This is a genomic window from Lactobacillus psittaci DSM 15354, from assembly GCF_000425905.1.
GTDB classification, from domain to species: Bacteria; Bacillota; Bacilli; order Lactobacillales; family Lactobacillaceae; genus Lactobacillus; species Lactobacillus psittaci.
Genome location: NZ_AUEI01000009.1, coordinates 43,606 through 62,403, shown reverse-complemented (window position 1 = coordinate 62,403; position 18,798 = coordinate 43,606). Strand labels below are relative to the sequence as shown.

The 18,798-nt window shown below is 36.0% G+C and carries 11 protein-coding genes; 3 read left to right on the top strand and 8 right to left on the bottom strand.

The annotated features are described in order from the left end of the window. Positions 1-6,748, bottom strand: a 6,748-nt coding sequence (locus H628_RS07190) for a Rib/alpha-like domain-containing protein (protein ID WP_081662440.1), incomplete at its 3' end; no start/stop codon positions are given. 538 nt (positions 6,749-7,286) lie between these two features. On the opposite strand from H628_RS07190, the gene H628_RS0103115 reads away from it, so the two are divergent. Next, entirely contained in the window at positions 7,287-8,615 is a 1,329-nt protein-coding gene (locus H628_RS0103115) for an APC family permease (RefSeq protein ID WP_027825154.1), read from the top strand. 253 nt (positions 8,616-8,868) lie between these two features. On the opposite strand, the gene H628_RS0103105 is transcribed toward H628_RS0103115, so the two are convergent. The 3 genes from H628_RS0103105 to rlmD all read right to left on the bottom strand — a co-directional run bounded on the left by H628_RS0103105 (position 8,869) and on the right by rlmD (position 12,226). Beyond that, the gene (locus H628_RS0103105; protein ID WP_027825153.1) at positions 8,869-9,375 is read right to left on the bottom strand and encodes a GNAT family N-acetyltransferase; all 507 of its coding nucleotides are present in this window, start codon (positions 9,373-9,375) and stop codon (positions 8,869-8,871) included. 13 nt (positions 9,376-9,388) lie between these two features. After that, entirely contained in the window at positions 9,389-10,420 is a 1,032-nt protein-coding gene (locus H628_RS0103100; RefSeq protein WP_027825152.1) for a S66 family peptidase, read from the bottom strand. A gap of 462 nt (positions 10,421-10,882) precedes the next feature. After that, positions 10,883-12,226, bottom strand: coding sequence for a 23S rRNA (uracil(1939)-C(5))-methyltransferase RlmD (gene rlmD / locus H628_RS0103090; protein ID WP_027825151.1), 1,344 nt, complete (start codon positions 12,224-12,226; stop codon positions 10,883-10,885). A 351-nt stretch (positions 12,227-12,577) separates the two neighbouring features. Between rlmD and nhaC the strand changes: the two genes are divergently transcribed. Together nhaC and H628_RS0103080 are read left to right on the top strand one after the other, a co-directional pair. Beyond that, positions 12,578-13,945: a Na+/H+ antiporter NhaC gene (gene nhaC / locus H628_RS0103085; protein ID WP_027825150.1), complete on the top strand. Its 1,368-nt coding sequence runs from the start codon at positions 12,578-12,580 to the stop codon at positions 13,943-13,945. A gap of 157 nt (positions 13,946-14,102) precedes the next feature. Next, positions 14,103-14,810 (top strand): Bax inhibitor-1/YccA family protein, encoded by a 708-nt coding sequence (locus tag H628_RS0103080; RefSeq protein WP_027825149.1) that lies wholly within the window; start codon positions 14,103-14,105, stop codon positions 14,808-14,810. A gap of 65 nt (positions 14,811-14,875) precedes the next feature. On the opposite strand, the gene H628_RS0103075 is transcribed toward H628_RS0103080, so the two are convergent. The 4 genes from H628_RS0103075 to H628_RS0103060 are packed head-to-tail and all read right to left on the bottom strand — an operon-like array spanning position 14,876 to position 18,742. Beyond that, positions 14,876-15,733 (bottom strand): alpha/beta hydrolase, encoded by an 858-nt coding sequence (locus tag H628_RS0103075; RefSeq protein WP_051237957.1) that lies wholly within the window; start codon positions 15,731-15,733, stop codon positions 14,876-14,878. After that, positions 15,720-16,883, bottom strand: a complete 1,164-nt coding sequence (locus H628_RS0103070; protein WP_027825147.1) for a MalY/PatB family protein — start codon at positions 16,881-16,883, stop codon at positions 15,720-15,722. Before H628_RS0103070 ends, H628_RS0103075 begins: the two co-directional genes overlap by 14 nt. Then, the gene (locus H628_RS0103065) at positions 16,883-17,755 is read right to left on the bottom strand and encodes a DUF3737 family protein (protein ID WP_027825146.1); all 873 of its coding nucleotides are present in this window, start codon (positions 17,753-17,755) and stop codon (positions 16,883-16,885) included. The genes H628_RS0103070 and H628_RS0103065 overlap by 1 nt, the downstream gene beginning before the upstream one ends. 15 nt (positions 17,756-17,770) lie before the next feature. Further along, positions 17,771-18,742, bottom strand: coding sequence for an alpha/beta hydrolase (locus H628_RS0103060; protein WP_034538178.1), 972 nt, complete (start codon positions 18,740-18,742; stop codon positions 17,771-17,773). Positions 18,743-18,798 lie beyond the last annotated feature (56 nt).

Here is an 18,798-nt window from a genome sequence, read left to right as displayed (position 1 = left end):
TGGCATCCTTTACATTCTTGATGACTTTTTCCTTATCTTCTGGGGTAATGTGATCCTTATCCTTGACTGGGACCTTAGTTGTTGGATCATTCAAGCCCGAATCTTCAGGTGTATTATCCTTACGAGTTACAGTTACTTGAACATCTTTTTCTGATCCATCACGGAAGGTTACCTTAACAGTAACTTTGGCACTTTCACCTGGCATCAGCTTCTTAGCAGCGTCTTCAGCGCCATCGCCCCAGTCAATTCGGCCGCCATCAGCAATAATTTGTGCTGGAGTCTTGTCAGGGCCATCAGTAAAGCTTACATGATCAATACCTTTTGAAGCATCTGGCAAAGTACCATCGTCAGTAGTTACATCCTTAGGAGTTACTGTAGCATCATCACTAATACCATACTTGTGAACTGGAATAGTTACATTCTTAGTTGAGCCATCTGGGAATGTTACAACTGCTGGAACATCAACATCTGTACCTGGTTGAGTTTGGTCAACAGTCTTTTGGGCATCCTTGCCCCAATCGGCATGGGTTCCCTTTGGTAATTCACCTAAGTTCTTAATACCATCATCGGCATTTTCAGGTAATTGACCATCTTTATCAGTATCTACCTTTTGAGTTTGAACATCATAGTCATCTGCTTGACCATGCATGTGAACTTTGATAGTTACATCCTTATGTGAGCCATCTTCAAAGTGTACAACAGCTGGGATTTTATCTCTAGTTTCACCTGGCTTCATGCCCTTAACTAGTTCAGAAGCTGGTTTACCATCTTTATTACCCCATTCAACATCTTTAAGGTGTGGGATATTATCTACATCTTGAATACCCTTTCTGGCTTCTGGAAGTGTGCCATCTGGCTTCAAGTCCACTTGTTGAGTCTTAACATCAACATCATCTGCTTGACCATGCAAGTGAACGATGACATCCATACCTTCACTCTTAGTTGAACCATCTGGGAAGACAACATCTGCTGGAATTGAAACTGTGTCACCAGGAGTCATATTTTTAACAATTTCTTGAGCTTTAGCTTTATCTTTCCATTCAGCATGAGTGCCTTCAGGAAGTTGTGGAGTCTTGAAGTCAATTGCCTTATGTAAGTTAGCTAATCCATCATCAGCTTTGTCAGGCAAAGTTCTATCATGAAGAACGATTGGTTGCTTAACTATTGGATAAATATCAGCATCCTTAGCAATGGTTACAGGAATTGAAACATTAGCAGTAGTCTTATCTGGGTAAATTACTACAGCATCAAAATTCTTCGTGTCGCCAGGATTCATATTGCTGATATCTTGATGTGCTTGACCTGGGTTCTTCCAAACTACAATAGTACCATCTGGTAATTTTGAAATAGTCTTACCATCTTGAGTGACATCTTTATCATAGTTTTCTACACCAAGTCTAGCTTCAGGAAGGTTACCCTTAGTGGTCTTAATACCTTGAGTAATTGGAGTGTAAACTTCGTTATCACCAATTATGTGAACTTTGATCTCAATCTTGGTAGTTGAACCATCTGGATAAGTGATAGTTGCAGGGAATTTCTTAGTTTGACCTGGAACACCATGTTGAGCAAAGTCATCAGCACCAGTTTGATCGTCAAAGGTTACCTTAGTACCTTCTGGCAACTTAGTATGAGTTGCATCTTTACCATAGTTTTTAACACCCTTAGTAGCATCAAGGCTTTCAGTAGTACCTGGCTTGACCTTAATTGTAGTTACATCAGGAGTGTTAGCATCAGCATCAGTTTGAACTAAAACTGGAATTGTAACATCTCTAGTTGATCCATCCTTAAAGGTGATTGTTGCAACGCCAGAAGTTAACCCTGGGGTATTTAAGTCTGGTGCAGTCTTCCAAACAATTGCAGTGTCAGGCTCTTGATTTTTAAGAACTGGAGTTAAGTTTGGATAGTTCTTGCCATCAGTTGTAGTTTCGGTCTTAGCATTTGCGATACCATCTACAGCTGGATAATTCTTAATGTCACCCTTCCACTTAGCATGAATCATTCTAGTGTCAGTCTTAACATCAATCTTATCCTTGTAGTCATTTGCAAGACTTGAAACCTTAACAGTTACAGGAACTTCCTTAGTTGACTTATCCTTGAAGGTTACGATAACTGTTGCAGGTTTAGAACCAGCTTTAGAAGTGTCAACCTTTTCTTTCCAAGTGTAATTAGTTCCTTCTGGCATATCCTTTGAGTTGGTAATAGCTTCTTCAGCACGGTTAGAACCAGAAATATCTTCATTAAAGCTGGCCTTGATAGTACTACCTTGAGGTTTGTAATCATCAGCCATAGTCTTAACATGAATCTTGATCTTTGCTTCATTACTTGAACCGTCTTGGTAGTGAGCAATGATGATAGCATCCTTGTCGCCAACAGTTGAAGTATCTAAATCTGATCCTTCTTTCCAAGTAAACGGATCTTCACTTCTTAAGTTCTTAAGTTTATCTAGGTTAGCGACACCATCATTAATATCAACCTTTTCACCAAGATGAACATTTATATCTTTACCTTCAAGTGGGTACTTTTCAGCATCAGATTGACTGTCACCTGTAACAATGACATTTACAGGTACAACGGTAGTACTCTTATCACTAAAAGTTACTTCTACATATCCAACTTTTCTATTTGGAGTTTTGGTGTCTGGAACAATACCTTTATACCATGCATAAGTCGTACCTTCAGGCAATTGTGGATTGGTCTTACCTGCATGTGTTGCATTGTAAATCCCATCCTTTGCTCTATTATCGATAGAATCACCAACATGCACACTAATATCTTGAGTTTCTACAGGATAACTCTCTGCCAAATTCTTGACATATACTGGTGCTTCCATTTCATTAATTGAGCCATCTGTATATTCAGCAACTACAATACCAGAAGTCCAACCTGGTTTAGAGGTATCTGGAACAAACCCTGTTCTCCATCTATATTTTGTGCCTGCTGGTTGATCGCCTTTATTAATTACAGCTTTAGCTGCATAATTAATGCCTTCTTTATTTTCCATACTCATATCAGTACCAAGTGAAACTTGTTGAATATGAGGCTTAAGGATATGGGTTTCAGCTAAAGTCTTAGAATTGGCGGTAACGATTACATTAACTTTTTCGACAGTGAAACTACCATCTGGGAAGGTAACTTGAACGTAACCGATCTTTTTGTTGGTATTAGCTGTACTTGGTACCACGTCTTGATACCAGCTATATTTAGTGCCTGCTGGTAATTGTGGGAACCCATCAGCTGGCTTATCAGCATTAGCAATACCATCTTTTGCTCTGTTAGTTAAATCAGTGTTAATTGGTACAACGATATCTTGATCTGCTATCTTCTCTCCATATCTGTCTTTATCACTAATTACGTGAACAGTTACGTTAACACTGTTTTGTGAACCATCTGGGTAAGTTACAACAACAGTTGCTGGCTTATCACCGCTAGTTGAAGTATCAACCTTGCTTGCCCAAGTGTAAGCACTTGGATCAGTTGGTAAGTTAGTCGACTTAGGTTTGTTGATTGCGTCAATTGCACGACTTGAAACATCTTCATTTAAGTTAGCGTTGATATCTTGACCAACAACAGTTGAAACGTTGGCATCTTCATAAACGTTAACAGTAACGTCTACTACTTGAGTTGTTCCATCTGGATAAGTTACTTTAACTTGACCTTGCTTAACACCACCATCTTTGGTTGAAATTGGTGTGCCTTGCCAGTCATATTTTGTACCATTTGGTAGCTTTGTATAAGTCTTACCATCTTGAATTGCATCCCCTTCACGGTTGGCAATCAAGTCTTCAGGATTTACAGTGTCATTCTTTTTAACGTTTAAAGTCTTAGGAACGGCATTGTATTTTTCATTGTCACCAATTACGTGAACAGTTACTTCAACTGGGTCAGACTTAGAACCATCTTCATAAGTTACTTGTACATAACCTTTGTGGTCACCAGGCTTAGTAGTATCTACTGCTGGGTGAGTATCATCAACTACCCAATTGTAACCAGTAGTCTTATCAGCTGGTAAGTCGTCATGGTTCTTAATGGCATCATAAGCATCGTCTCCGTCTAACTTATGACCATTATCAACTTTAATAGTGCCTGCTTCAGGAGTGTACTTGTCGGCGTCAGTAATGACATTCTTAACGTTTAAGTCAACCGTCAAGTCAGTAGTGGTGTTATCTTTATAAGTTACAGTGATAACACCCTTCTTCTTATCAAAGTCAACACTCTTCCAAGCAGCCTTACTAAAGGTTGGTTCATAATCTGAATCATCAAAACTAGTTGAACCTGGCTTTAAGTTAGAAATTGCATCTTTATTAGTGATGTATTGACTAGCATCTTGACCTACTAAACTTTGGTCACGACCAACAGTAATTGGACTCTTAACAGTTGGTCCTAAAGGAGCAACTGTGGTTGCAAAGGCACCTGCACCACGAGGAGTTTCGATTCTTACGCGAACGCCTTCTTTATTAAGAAGTGGCTTAGCTAAGTTAATTGTAAAGTTACCATTATCATCAACATTAGCGCGACCTAGTTCATTGTTCTTTGAATCGTAAACTACCGCAACAGCACCAGTTTCAGTAGATTCATCAACAACATTACCCTTTAATTGTGCACCATTATCAGTAAAGCCTTGACCTTCACCGGTAATTGATGGCTTGTTAACTTCACGAGTTGAGAATTCGAGGTATCTTAATTGACCATTTCTAATGGCATTATTGATATTGGTAATGTTACTGTAGCCAACTTGTTGGTAGTCTGAGTGTAAAGTAGTTCCAATAATTGTTCCTGAGCCATTTAATGGTAATTGAACTCGCTTAAAGGTACCCATGTTAGTAATGCTTGAAGTTGGATTAAGCATTGCACGTACTGAGTCATTAGTAGCCACTAATTGACCTGGTAATGAGAAGATACGACTCTTTTGACTACCATTTTGACTAATGTCAAAAATCACTTGAGCAGTATTATCAAAATAGAAGTTACCATTTGCACCATATTGGTTAACAAGTGAAACAGCACCGTTACTGCTATCTTTTAAGATAAAAGTACCACGCTTAAATACATTTAACTTACTACTGTTACCCACTCTAAGAAGTGATTGGCCTTGACCAGTACCTCTGCCATTAGTAATACCATTAGAGTTAATTTCAAGACGGGCACCTGAGTTAACATTAACAGTAATTGGTCCCCAAAGTGAAAGTGAACCACCATCGTTGTTCAAGTAGAAGTCGCCATCACGGTTAACAATCAACTTACCATTATCATTTGAGAAGTCATTGTCGCCCAACTTTTGACCAACGTTCAATGTTACCTTGTTATCCATTCTGAAGGTGTAGTTACGTGCACCATCGTTAATGATTAAATTACCGTAAACATTTAATGAAGTACCATCATTACGAAGGAAGATTGAGTTATCAGTGTGAGACTCTTTAGGGTTGTTAATAGTAACAGTTGCACCCTTTTCAATCGTAGTAGTTGCAGCACCTAAGTAAAGAACAGAACCGTCACCCCAACCAGAGTTACCATTACCATTTAAGTTAGTAACGTTGTTGTGAGCCATATTGAAAGTGGCTTTTGATCCTGCACGGAAAATTACAGTACCACCATTAGCACCGTTTGAAAGAACAGCTGTCTTCATCCCGGCATCAGGAGTACCCCAAGTGGAGTGGTTGTATGTTGCGTTTAATGTCGCATTAGCACCAACTTCAATCTTGTGGTTACTGTCAGAATTATCGTTAGCTAAAGCTGCTCCGTGGTCAGTGTTAATTGTTACGTTGGCACTTGGCTTAATAATAATCCAAGCAGCTTCAATACCTGCACGGTTACCACCAGTTTCGGTATAAACTTTCTTGTTAGTAATTGGTGAAAGGTAGTAGTTACCAGCATTAATATTGACAGTACCTTCAAGGTCAATTTCAGCGTTGTTAGCATATGCACCTTGACCTGCGTCAATATTTACATCCTTTAAAGTAATCTTATGCGTAGCTCTACCTGGTTGGCCAATCTTAGAGTTTCGATCATAGCCACTAAGGAAGGCAAATGGACCAGTGGCACTCTTAGAAGTAAAAGTACCATTTTCAAGTGTAATATCAGCAGTTCTATCAGCTGCCGGATTCATATAGTAGCCGATTGAACCGAAATCAACCTTGTGACCATTACCATTAATAGTTAATTGACGTGAGGCAATGCTGTAACGACTAACATTGTTATTGTAGTTATTACTACCAAAGTCTGCATTAATATCAATAGTATGAATGTTTGAATTTCTTAAAGCACTATCAAAGTCATTCCAAGTTGAAACTTCCTTAACTGAAGCGTCATTAACTTGAGCTTTACTTTCAGTTAAAGCGTTGGTATTTACTGTTCTATTTGAATCACTAATAGTCAATTCAGTTGTATTATTGTTGGTTGCTTGACTATCAGTGTTATTACTTTCAACTGAAGAAGTTGCTTGAGTAGCATTTGCTTCACTTTCTTTTGCTTGTGAAGAGGATAATACTAATTCGTTTTCATTAGTTGCATTGCCTTTAGCTTCTTGACTTGATTCAGTATCTTCAGCTTGGTTATCAGATGAAGAACTCGTTGAAGAAGTAGTAACCGGTAAGGTATCAGCTTTGGCTGTAGTTGATTGACTCGTTAAAAAAAATGTGGTCCCCATTAAAACAGAGACTAATCCCACACTTAACTTTCTCAAAGAAAAATGTTGTTGCTCGTCAGCGGCCATTTTCATCGCACGCATCTTTTTATTATTCTTAGAAAGCATTTTAATTCCTCCAATAGGTTTATACATACATATTTCATCTAAGTTTATACTAATACTTTAACATCATTATTACAATATGGTAGATAGGTTCGTCCCTTCCCCCCCCAGCGTTTTAAGCACTTTCCGCTTTGATGTTATTTTTAACTTGCTTTTCTTTTAAAGAGCAAAACGGTCAATTATAGATAAAATAATTTTTTCATAATAGTAATATTGTCTAGCGTTATTTATTTAGAAATAAAACTAGACATCAGATAATTGAATTACTTCAAAGGCTGGGACTAATAACTTAGTTATTACTTGCATCTAACTCTAGAGCTGTGGTAATCTTTATTTAAATTATACCTAGGGAGGTTATTGTATGTTTCTTTTAGAAATCCTTCAATCAAATAATTCCCTTTCCTCAACCTTCTTTACAATAGTGGTTGAGTAATTTGGTATACATATTTTCTTGTTTTTGCTGACCCTACCAACCACTAAGTGAACAGACTTAATGTTTGGTGGGGTTCTTTTATCGCCAATAAGAATGGAGCAAGTATCAATGAATCAAAAACAACCGCAAGAAAACTTAAAACGATCATTAGGTTTTACCTCGGCTATCTCAATTGTTATTGGAACCATCATTGGTTCAGGAATTTTCTTCAAGCAAGCAGCTGTTTTAGATAGTGCCGGTTCATCTGCTTTAGCAATTTTAGCTTGGATTTTAGGTGGAATCATTACTTTAACTAGTGGATTGACAATCGCCGAAATAGGAGCACAAATGCCTTACACCGGTGGGCTTTATATTTATATTGAAAACATATATGGTAGAATGGCTGGATTTTTAGCTGGCTGGATGCAGATTATAATTTATGGACCAGCAATAATTGCCTCCGTTTCTGGTTTTATGAGTATTTTAATGGCTAACTTTTTCGGTCTCAGCTCTAATTGGCGAATTCCTCTAGCAATTTGTAGTATTATTTTAATTGCATTTATGAATCTATTCGAAAATAAAATTAGTGCTACTTTCTCAGTCGTAACAACATTAGGAAAATTGATTCCAATAGCAGCTATTATAATTTTTGGCCTTTTCTGGGGAAATCAAAATGCATTAGGCCAAACAGTAAGTGAAATCAGCCAATCAACTAGCAATTTCGGTGTTGCCATCTTAGCTACTTTATTTGCATATGACGGCTGGATTTTAATTGCTAACTTAGGTGGCGAAATGAAAAATCCCCAAAAATTATTACCAAAGGCAATAATCTTGGGAATTAGTACTGTTTTAGTAATTTATAGTTTAATTACAATTGGGATTTTTCGCTTCTTGCCTGCTAATCTAATTCATCGCTTAGGTGAAAACGCCCCAGCATATATGACTGCTAAGGCATTCGGCCCTATTGGTGGGAAAATCATGGCAGCTGGTATTATCATTTCAATGCTGGGGACACTCAATGGGAAAATGTTAACTTTTCCTCGAATTGTCTTTGCGATGGCGGAACGTAAAGATATTCCATTTTCAAAAAGCTTAGCTTACTTGAGTCCTAAAGGGAAAACACCAATTGTGGCCACAATTTTTGTTTCAGTTTTAGCTTTTATTATGATGCTATTTTTTGATCCTAATCGCCTATCCGACTTATGCGTTTTTTCAGTTTATTGTTTCTATATTCTAGCGTTCTTTGGTATTTTTATTTTGAGAAAACAAAATGAAAAACGTCCTTTCTCAACTCCGCTTTACCCTTTAGTTCCAATTGTGGCCATTGCTGGTGGAGCTTTTGTTGCCATTTGTGAAATTATCAATGATTTTCATGGAGTAATTTTATTTATTAGCTTTATTGCGCTAGGCATACCGATTTTTTATCTAGTCAAAAAATACTACAAGTCAAAAATTTAAGTAAAAGAAAAAAGCACCTAACGGTGCTTTTTGTTTTACTAATTTTCTTCTTTAGCTTCATTTAATGATTTCATGATTGAAGGGTTCTTTGAGTGGCAGTCCTTCAACATTTGCAAATCTTCTGCGTTTAATTCTACAACATACTTACTCATAGTAATTTCCTCTTTTCGATTGTAGTAAAACCTAAAACTAGGTTAATTTAAATGTACCACTTTTTGAAGAAGATGGCGCAATTAAATAATCTAAAAAATGTTTATAACTTGCAAGACATCGTTATCATAGTTACTTCAGGATACTTCTCCACTTCACCAGTTGGCTCAAAACCTTGTGCCATCCAAAAACTTTTACCTGAATAATTTTTATCAGAACGACTTAAAATTATTTCTTTAATCTTGAAGTTTACTAAGTGTTTTTTTATAGATTGAATTAATTCACCTCCTAATCCATGACCAGTAGCAGATTTTTTAACCATAAACCATCCAATTATTGCAGAATCTTCTTCTGGAAATTTTAAAATCAATTCACAAAAGGCTATCAATTCTTTTCCCTTCCAAAAGCCCCAAAACTGCTTTGAGTCCTGTGACAAGCCACTATCCGGCAAGGCCGTTAACTGATGTTTTAAATGTTGATAACTCAATGTTTGCCCCATTTGCTTAAAATATTGTGGCTGAGTCTGACAAAGTTTATATATTAAGGATAAATCCCGTTCTGATAATAGGGTTGCACTAAGTCCTTGGGGCAAACTAGCTTTAAAAGCCATATTTATTCCATTTCTAGTTAAAGAATTTAATTATCTGCTGATTTACATCTACTTCTGCTTTGGTGCCAAAAGGAACAATGCAGTGTGGTGTACTATGACCAACATTTAGATTATAAACAATCGGTAAGTCAGCATTCTTAATTTCTTCAAGCAAAATTTGTTTATATTCTTCATAATATACTTTATCCTGTGCCTGTCCTACCAGAACTCCACTTACTACATCAAAAATACCATAATTTACTAACGCTTTAACCATTCTCCGGTATTTTTCTGGAGTAGACTTTGCTTCACTAGACTCTAAAAGTAAAATTTTTCCTCGCCATTCATCAAGACTAGGGAATAAATGATACTTTTGTGTCAAAGAAACAGTATCTTCATAACGTGAATTATCAAAGAAGTCATAGATTGACTCAATGCAACCACCTAATATTTCACCACTAAATTGCTGGGGCCCTCTTAATAACTCAAAACCATTATTCTTATGACTAACTCTTGAAGTTCCAACAGCTTGCTTGCTAAAGTTTTTTCTTTCTTCATACCAGACATCACTTGGATGAATTTCCTTAATCGTTCCAGTCTCAATTAACTCTTCAAAATACGCCTGACTATATGGCAACATCTTTTTGTCTAATTCACAGATATCGGTTAAAAATGCCTGGCCATAAAAAGTCTTGATTCCTAACTTATTGAGCATGAAGTGATTCTTAGTAGTATCAGAGAAGCCTAAAAATATTTTTGACTTAGCAACTTGCTTTAATTCATCATGCTCAAATAAATATGGCAAAAGTCTATAAGTATCATCCCCACCAATTGCACATAAAATCATGTCAACTGAGTCATCTTCAAAAGCAGCCAGCAAATCCTCAGCACGTTTTTCAGGATGATCCTTAATATAAGTTAATCCTTTCAAACTATTAGGCATAAACTCTACTTCTAGGCCCCAATCTTTGAGTCTTTTTATGCCTAATTCTCGCTCATGAGCTACTGCATCTTCGCCTAAAATACCACTTGATAGGCTAACGATTGCTATTTTATTGACTTTCATAGTTGACACCTCACGATTCACTTTTATAGCAATTAAATCATTATGAAAATATAACGTCAATCTAAAAAACGGGGAGATGGGGGGGGAAAACTAACTATAACTAATTTTTTGTTGACTTAAAATTAGTCGATAATAACTTAGTAATTAGCTCATCAGATACAGTTCCATCGAGCGAAATCCGACATATCAGGATCGAGGCCTGATTCATATGATTGACTTGAATATATTTTGCCATTATATTTAAAAATATTATTTACTTCTGATGTAACTACAATTTGAGTTAAGAGAACATCTTCAACTTGCTTTTGTTTTGTCTTAGTATACATTTGTATTTATTCCAATCTTCAATGGCTTATACTTTACTTTTTCTGAAAATCAAAACTTAATGCTGCGTCTAAAAGATAGATGATTAAACCTTCCCTCCCTAACTAAGCAAAAGCGAGTCCAGCTGGACTCGCTTTTTTATTTCTTCTCAAGTACCGTCACACATTCTACATGCGGCGTTTGTGGGAACATATCAACTGGTGTAATTTCTTCAAAGTCGTAACCTAAGTCTTGATATATTGTTAAGTCACGCACCATTGTTGCAGGGTTACATGAGATATACACAATCTTTTGCGGATTAGTCTTAACACTAGCTTCGATAAATTCAGGTGTTAATCCTTTTCTTGGTGGATCAACAAAGATCACGTCCGCCTTCATCCCTTCACTTACCCAAGCTGGCATCAATTCTTCTGCTTTACCGCACACATAATCAGCATTCTCAATTCTATTGAGCAGTGCATTTTCTTTAGCATCTTGCACTGCAGGTTTAACAATTTCAACCCCGCGAACGCTCTTAACATGTTTAGCGACACTTAAGCCAATAGTCCCGATACCAGAATAAGCATCAATCACTGTATCATCGCTAGTTAGACCAGCTTTTTCAATTGCTAAATTATAAAGGCGTGGCGTTTGCATAGAATTAATTTGGAAGAAACTTTGAGCCGAAATCTTAAAGCGTACATCCCCAATTTTATCCTCAATTTGTGGATTACCTGCGAGTAAGTAGTCATGCTTACCCAAGATAACGTTCGTTTTCTTCGGATTATGGTTTAAAATCACACTAACAACGCCTGAAATTTGACTAATTTCATCAGCTACTTTGGCAAGTTGTGGAAAGTCCTTGTGTAAACATACTAGGATGACCATCATTTCACCATTAGCCTTACTTCTGCGCACTTCAAGATAGCGAACTTCACCCTTATTTTTAACTTCATCATAAGCCGGCACATGATTTTCACGTAAAATATCGCGTGTTGCTACCAACACCCGGTCAATTTCAGGGTCAGTAGTAAAGAAGTTTTCCATCGGAACTAAGTCGTGAGAATGCTTCCGGAAAAAACCAATCTCAAGTTGTCCCTTTATTTTCCGCACAGGCACTTGAGCCTTATTACGGTAGCCTGTTTCTTCTGGACTAGCTAATGTAGCATTAACTTTTTTATTCAAGTGCGCTTTTTCCAGTAAGTTGATAACTTGCTGACGCTTAAAGTCGAGTTGCTTGGCATATTTAATGTGCGCCAAACTAGCAAGTCCTGTCTGCACCCATTGATTCAATTTTATTGTCACTCGATCTGGACTTTGCTTGATAAGTTTTTCAATCTTAGCAAAAGCAAAACTCTTTTTTACTTTCAAGATTTTAGCTTCAACTACTTCGCCTGGCAAAGCATTATTAACAAAAATCGTCATTCCATCTAAATGGGCAACTCCCATCGCTTCATAAGAGAGATCAGTTATTTCAAGTTTAACAAGTTGATTTTTTTGCATGATATCTACCTTTTCTAAAATCGCTACTACTATCATACTAAAGATTGCTTACTATTGCTTGCATGAGAAATATAATCTTTTTTTCACTTTTTAGTTGACATATAATTATCTGCCAGGTAGAATGTTGAATAAATTAAGTAGTTACTTAGTTCAGCGTTCAGAGAACCGGCGGTTGGTGCAAGCCGGACAGGCTAAGCTTAACGAAATACCAGATATCTATTAGGTCTTGCAGGTCCTTTATCACTTGCTCTTTGAGTCCGCAAATAGCGGAGAAGTTGGGTGGTACCACGGCAAGCGTCGTCCCTGTTGCTTTAATAGCAACAGGGGCTTTTTTATTCGGAGGAAATATCTATGAAAAAGAAGATTAGCTTTGGAGAATCAACTGCGATTTTAATTTTATTACTAGCGATTTTAGGAGTTAGTGTTATTAACTTTGGCATCAATCCTGAAGTGCCCGTTTTATTCGTAACATCCCTTATCGTTTTTTGGGCAAAATTACGTGGGTTTTCTTGGGATGAAATTCACGATGGCATCAAAGAAGGAATCAATATTGCTATTATTCCAATCTTTATCTTTATTTTAATCGGAGCCTTAATTGCTGTTTGGATTAAAGGTGGTATTATTCCATCAATCATGGTTTTAGGTTTTCATTTAATTAGTGGGCAATTCTTTGTTCCATCAGTCTTTATCGTTTGTTCAATTGTCGGACTGGCAATTGGCTCTGGTTTTACTACTATTTCAACTGTTGGAATTGCCTTTTTAGGAATTGGCGCATCAATGAATCAAAACTTAGCCTTAGTTGCTGGAGCCATTATCTCTGGAGCAGTTTTTGGCGATAAAATGTCTCCACTTTCTGACTCAACTAACCTATCTAGTGCTGTTGCTGAAAGTGAATTATTTGCTCACATCAAAAACATGATGTGGTCAACAATCCCAGCATTCCTTGGCTCATTAATTTTATTTACAATTTTAGGTAATGGTGGCCACATCGACTTAACTAAAATTGATAGAACTGTTATCAGCTTAAATCATAACTTCTCAGTCTCTTGGTGGGCACTTCTTCCAATTTTATTAATGTTTATCTGCGCTTGGAAAAAAATTCCCGCAATTCCAACTTTATTTGCAAATATCATTTTGACTACAATCATGATTTTTATTCAAGATAGTAAAATGACTATTCCGAAGTTAACCGATCTTTTAACTAATGGTTTTATAGCAAAAACCGCTAATCCTCAAGTTAACACTCTCTTAAGTCGAGGCGGAATTAGTTCAATGATGGCAACAGTTGCTTTAATTATTTCAACTTTATCTTTAGGTGGATTATTAATGAAGTTTGGAATTATCCAAAAGGCAATGCAACCTCTTGTTAAACGACTACCAAAGGCAGGAAGCTTAATTTTAGTCACTATTCTCTCTGGAATTGGTATTAACTTATTCGTTGGTGAACAATACTTATCAGTAATTTTACCAGGTCGTGCTTTTAAAGATGCCTTTGATAAAGTAGGCCTACACCCACTTGCCCTAAGCCGGGTACTTGAAGATGGTGGTAGTGTAATTAACTACTTGATTCCTTGGGGCGTTGCTGGTTCGTTTGCGGCTGCAACATTAGGAGTACCAGTTTTAGCCTTCTTACCTTTTACCTTCTTCAGTCTTTTATCTCCAGTCTTCTCAATCTTGAGTGGATTCACTGGAATTGGACTTAAGTGGAGTAAGAAATAAATATTTAAAAGTCTAACATTATGAGACACTTCATTAATGTTAGGCTTTTTTTGATTATTATAACTTTACTAATTTGTGCCAATTCTTTGTCTAAAATCACTTTTTTGGATACAATTAGTGGTGAATATAGTAATTAACTATAGAAAGGAACTTTTATATGGATTACTTCTCACAAGATTCTGGACGGCGTAAAATCCAAGATGTTACCGCTGTTAATCGTTTCTTATCTAAGATGTATAGTTTTATGTTAATAGCTGTTCTAGTATCAGCTGCTAGTTCATACTTAACAATGACTGTTTTTCGCTCAGCCATTATGAACATGCCACAAGCTATGTTTTGGGTCATTGTTTTTTTACCACTTGCTCTTTGCTTAGGAATTAGCTTTAAAGCAGCTAAGAATCCAGCATTAGGTTTTACCTTACTAATGTTTTTGTCGATAGTATATGGTGTCGAATTTACTATTATTGCTAGTTATTATACTAGTACGACAATTACATCAGCATTTCTTTCAGCTGCAGGGGTATTTGCAGCGATGGCTTTATTTGGTACTTTTACTAAAAAAGATTTAAGTAGCTGGGGCTCATACTTAAGAGCTGCCATGATTGGGTTCATTGTAGCAACCTTAGTTAACATCTTCTTCGTTAAGAGTGGTGCGGGCGCTTATATCTTTTCTTACATTGGTGTACTTATCTTCACTGGCTGGACTGCATATGATGCTAACAGTGCTAAAAGAATTTTTATTGAATATGGCGATCAAGTTTCTGATAGTGGCTTAGCCATTATGGGTGCATTAAATATGTATCTTGATTTCATCAACTTATTCATGCTCTTACTAGAAATCTTTGGTGTTAACGATCGTCGCTAATAATTATCAATAAAACAAAATCCGTTAGAACTAACTGTTCTAGCGGATTTTTTCTGTTTATATAACTACTTTAAAAATTTCAGAAGTACTTGATCGACTTCTTTATTTTCATGAAGTCGGCTGTGTTGTGCACCATAACCCCGAATTTCTTGCTCTTCATAGGACTTAGCACGTTTTTGAACTAAATATCGTAATGACTTAGACGAATTATTATTTACGGATCCATCACCATGATTTTTATAATTGCCATAAATATTCATGACCTTGATGTTTTTAGGGAAAGTATTTCTCACCGATAATAAATCACGATAAGTATCATTCATCATCTTTGGTTTACCATTAGCCTCTAGACTAGTGTCTTTTGGCTCATCCATCCCAATGATTCCATTATAGTGGCCAGCAATTGCAACTAACTTATTAATTTTTGGATACTTTTTACTTCTAGCATGATTTTTAATAAAATAAATCACCTGCAAATTTCCCATTGAATGTGCGACTAAATTAACGTTATTAATCTTCCATTTTTTCTTTAAACTAGCTAAAACATCTGCTACATAATTGCTAGACTGACTATAAGTCATCCCACCATTTGGTGAGACACTTTTGTTATTTTGCAAATTAACTTCTACAATAAAATGCTTAGTTTTAGCCGGTAAAATTCCAGAAAACTTAACATGCCCCTGATAGTCGACATCAGCTACTACAATTGAAGAAGCGTATTTTTTCTTAACTAGATAATTCGCCATCTGCTCTTCTGCACGTCTACTTGATCCCCAACCATGGAAAAAGACAGTAGCAGTGGCTTTAGGCATAGCTGCTTTAGTTGGTTGATTCCTTCCTAATCCCATAAATGTTCCTAGGCCAATAATTATTAGCAGAATCAAACCAGATAAAATCCAAGCCAATTTTTTATGATTTTTCAATATCTATTCCTTTCTTTAAGCGCTCTAATCCATCTATTAACACAGACTTAGGACAAGCAAAATTTAATCTAATGAAGTTAGTTCCATTGCCTCGATATACGTTACCAGATGAAATTATTAAACCGGTATTTTCTTTCAAGAAGTCTGCTAGTTGTTGACTATTAATATTTAAACTTGAGATATCAATCCAGGCTAAATAAGTTGCAAACTCACTAGCTAAATTTAATTCATTAAGTTCAGTTTCTAAAAAGTTAGCAATATATTGGCGATTTTTCAATAAATATTTTTTTAGCTCCTTAAGCCAAGCATTCCCTTGAGTGTAAGCAGCAATAGTTGCAGGAATCGCTAAAAGATTTGGTTCAGCAATTTCATCATTATTAATTGCACGGTAAATTTGGAATCTAAGTTCAGGGTTCGGAACTACCATGCTAGCACTATGTAAAGCCGCTAAATTAAAGGTCTTACTTGGTGAAAAAGCAACAATCAAATTTTGTTTTAAGTTATCTGGTAATTTTAAAGTTGAACTAAAACTATTATCTAAAACTAAATCACCATGAATTTCATCACTAAATAAATACACATGGTATTCATGACATAATTGGGCAATTTTTTCTATTTCCTTATAAGTCCATGATTTGCCAATCGGATTATGAGGATTACATAAAATCATCATCTTAGTTAGGGGATCAGCTAATTTCTGTTCTAAACTTGACCAGTTAATGCTATATTTATGAGTTTTGGCATTATATTCTAGCTCTTCTTCCAAACTTTTTCTTCCATTATTTTCGATTGAATGAAAGAAAATATCATATACAGGCGTCAAGGTTAAAATCTGTTCACCAGGATGCGTTACTCTTCTAACAGCACTCGATAAGGCTGGAATTACCCCATTTACGAATAAAATCCAATCTTTTTTAACTTGGCAATTATGTTGCTTTTCTTGCCAATTAACAATTGCATCATAATAGCTTGCGGGTACATTTTCATAGCCAAACGCACCAAGTTTTATTTTATCTTGCATTGCTTGCATGATCTCTGGTGCAACACTAAAATCCATATCAGCAATCCACATTGGTAATTCTTGTTTTTCTACATCCCATTTAATTGAATTAGTGTCACGTCTATCGGGCATTTGGTCAAAGTTATACATTATTTTGCCTCTTTTAATAATTTTAAATTTCCTTGTTTAATCATGATATTTGTCTGCTTATGATCTATTTCATAATCATCTCTAATAATTTTACCGATTGAATTTGCAATAATTTTACCACTAATTGGATTTTTAATACTCATCACATCACTAATAATATCTGCATCAATATTTTTACAATATTCAAAAGCTAAATTGGTCCTTAAAAGTTTACAATGTTCAAGAACTAAATCATCAATATAGCACAGACCTTGTTCACTTTCGATTGTACAATTTATAAACTTAATATGTTTGCTATTCCAAGCCAGGTATTCGCCCGAAATTTTTGAATCATAAATAGTAACGTTCTCACAATTCCAAAAAGCATCTTTACTAATGAATCTACTATTATGAACCTCAACATTTTTAGCGCCGTCAAAGCAATAATTTCCAACCAAATCAACATTATCTAAATAAATATTTTTACTATCTTTACCAAAATAATCTCCATTAACTGTTGTGTTAGTGATTTTAATATCTTGGCAAGACCACATCGTCTCTTGAGCATTAGCAAAGTGGACCTGATTTAAAATAATCTTACTAGATCTTCTAAATAATTTTGGCGCTTGCAAAGATGAATTAGTAATTTTGATATTGTGAGTATACCAAATACCTGAACGTGCCATTGTTTCAAAAGTCGTATCTTCTACTTCAATATTTTTGCTGTACCAGAGCGGATATTTCCAAGTAAACAAACTATTAGTTAATGAAATATTTCTGCTTTCTTTTAATGGAGATTCGCCTTTTCCAAAGCTGGTATCAATTATTTGAGTATCTTTTTGTTGAAAAAGTGGACGTTCCCCTTCATAATATGCTTCTTTAATTAATTTCACTTACTATCATCTTTTCTAATTCAAATATTTGTTGAAGAAATCAATCATTTCCTTGAATGGAATTTTGTCAATTTGATCGTATAAATCTGTGTGGGTTGCACCTTCAATTGGTAAAAATACCTTATTGTCACCTTTTAATTTACCAAAGGCATCCTTGCCCATATAAAAAGAGTGAGCTTTAGTACCATGAGTAATCATTACCGCGTTGTCAATTTCACCAGCATAAGCTAATAATTTACTGTTTAAGAATGAAAGCGCACTAGATACGGCCCAGCCATTGTTCGAATTTAGTGAACGTTTATGATAACCACGCTTAGTCTTGTAGTATGCGTAATAATCTTTAACAAAATCTGGAGCATCATCTGGCAGTGGATCGACTACTCCTCCAGCTAACTTATATTGACCCTCTCTAAAGTCAATCGTTCTTTGTTTATTCATAGCTTTTCTTGCTTGATTGCGAGCAGATTCATTATCATCTTTATCAAAATAACCATTAGCAATTACCCGTGTCATATCATACATAGTAGAAGCTACTGTCGCCTTAATCCGAGTGTCGATTGCAGCCGCGTTCAAAGCTAAACCTCCCCAGCCGCAGATACCAATGATACCGATTTTTTCAGGATCAACTAGATCATAGTTTGATAAAAAATCGACTGCTGCTTGAAAATCTTCAGTATTAATATCAGGCGAGGCCATGTAACGAGGAGTCCCAGTGCTTTCACCGGTAAAGGACGGATCAAAGGCAATGGTTAAAAAGCCGTTTTCGGCCATCTTTTGAGCGTAAAGGCCAGATGATTGTTCCTTAACTGCACCAAATGGGCCACTAACTGCTAGTGCTGGTAATTTTTCATTAGCGTTTTTAGGAATATACATATCAGCTACCAAAATCGTGCCGAATCTTGTAGGAAAGGTTACCTTCTTGTGATCAACTTTGTCGCTTTTCTTAAAGACTTTGTCCCATTTAGTTTCAATATTTAAGACTTGCATAATTTTCCTCCTGTTTACTTTCTATTTTTTTATTATTAATATCCTAATACCTAAAG

What these genes read in the sequence shown, in the direction of transcription:
- H628_RS0103100 (WP_027825152.1), bottom strand. Translation starts at nt 10,420, where the DNA reads ATGAAAGTCAATAAAATAGCAATCGTTAGCCTATCAAGTGGTATTTTA.
- H628_RS0103060 (WP_034538178.1), bottom strand. Translation starts at nt 18,742, where the DNA reads ATGCAAGTCTTAAATATTGAAACTAAATGGGACAAAGTCTTTAAGAAA.
- H628_RS0103105 (WP_027825153.1), bottom strand. Translation starts at nt 9,375, where the DNA reads ATGGCTTTTAAAGCTAGTTTGCCCCAAGGACTTAGTGCAACCCTATTA.
- H628_RS0103070 (WP_027825147.1), bottom strand. Translation starts at nt 16,883, where the DNA reads ATGTATAACTTTGACCAAATGCCCGATAGACGTGACACTAATTCAATT.
- H628_RS0103080 (WP_027825149.1), top strand. Translation starts at nt 14,103, where the DNA reads ATGGATTACTTCTCACAAGATTCTGGACGGCGTAAAATCCAAGATGTT.
- rlmD (WP_027825151.1), bottom strand. Translation starts at nt 12,226, where the DNA reads ATGCAAAAAAATCAACTTGTTAAACTTGAAATAACTGATCTCTCTTAT.
- H628_RS0103115 (WP_027825154.1), top strand. Translation starts at nt 7,287, where the DNA reads ATGAATCAAAAACAACCGCAAGAAAACTTAAAACGATCATTAGGTTTT.
- nhaC (WP_027825150.1), top strand. Translation starts at nt 12,578, where the DNA reads ATGAAAAAGAAGATTAGCTTTGGAGAATCAACTGCGATTTTAATTTTA.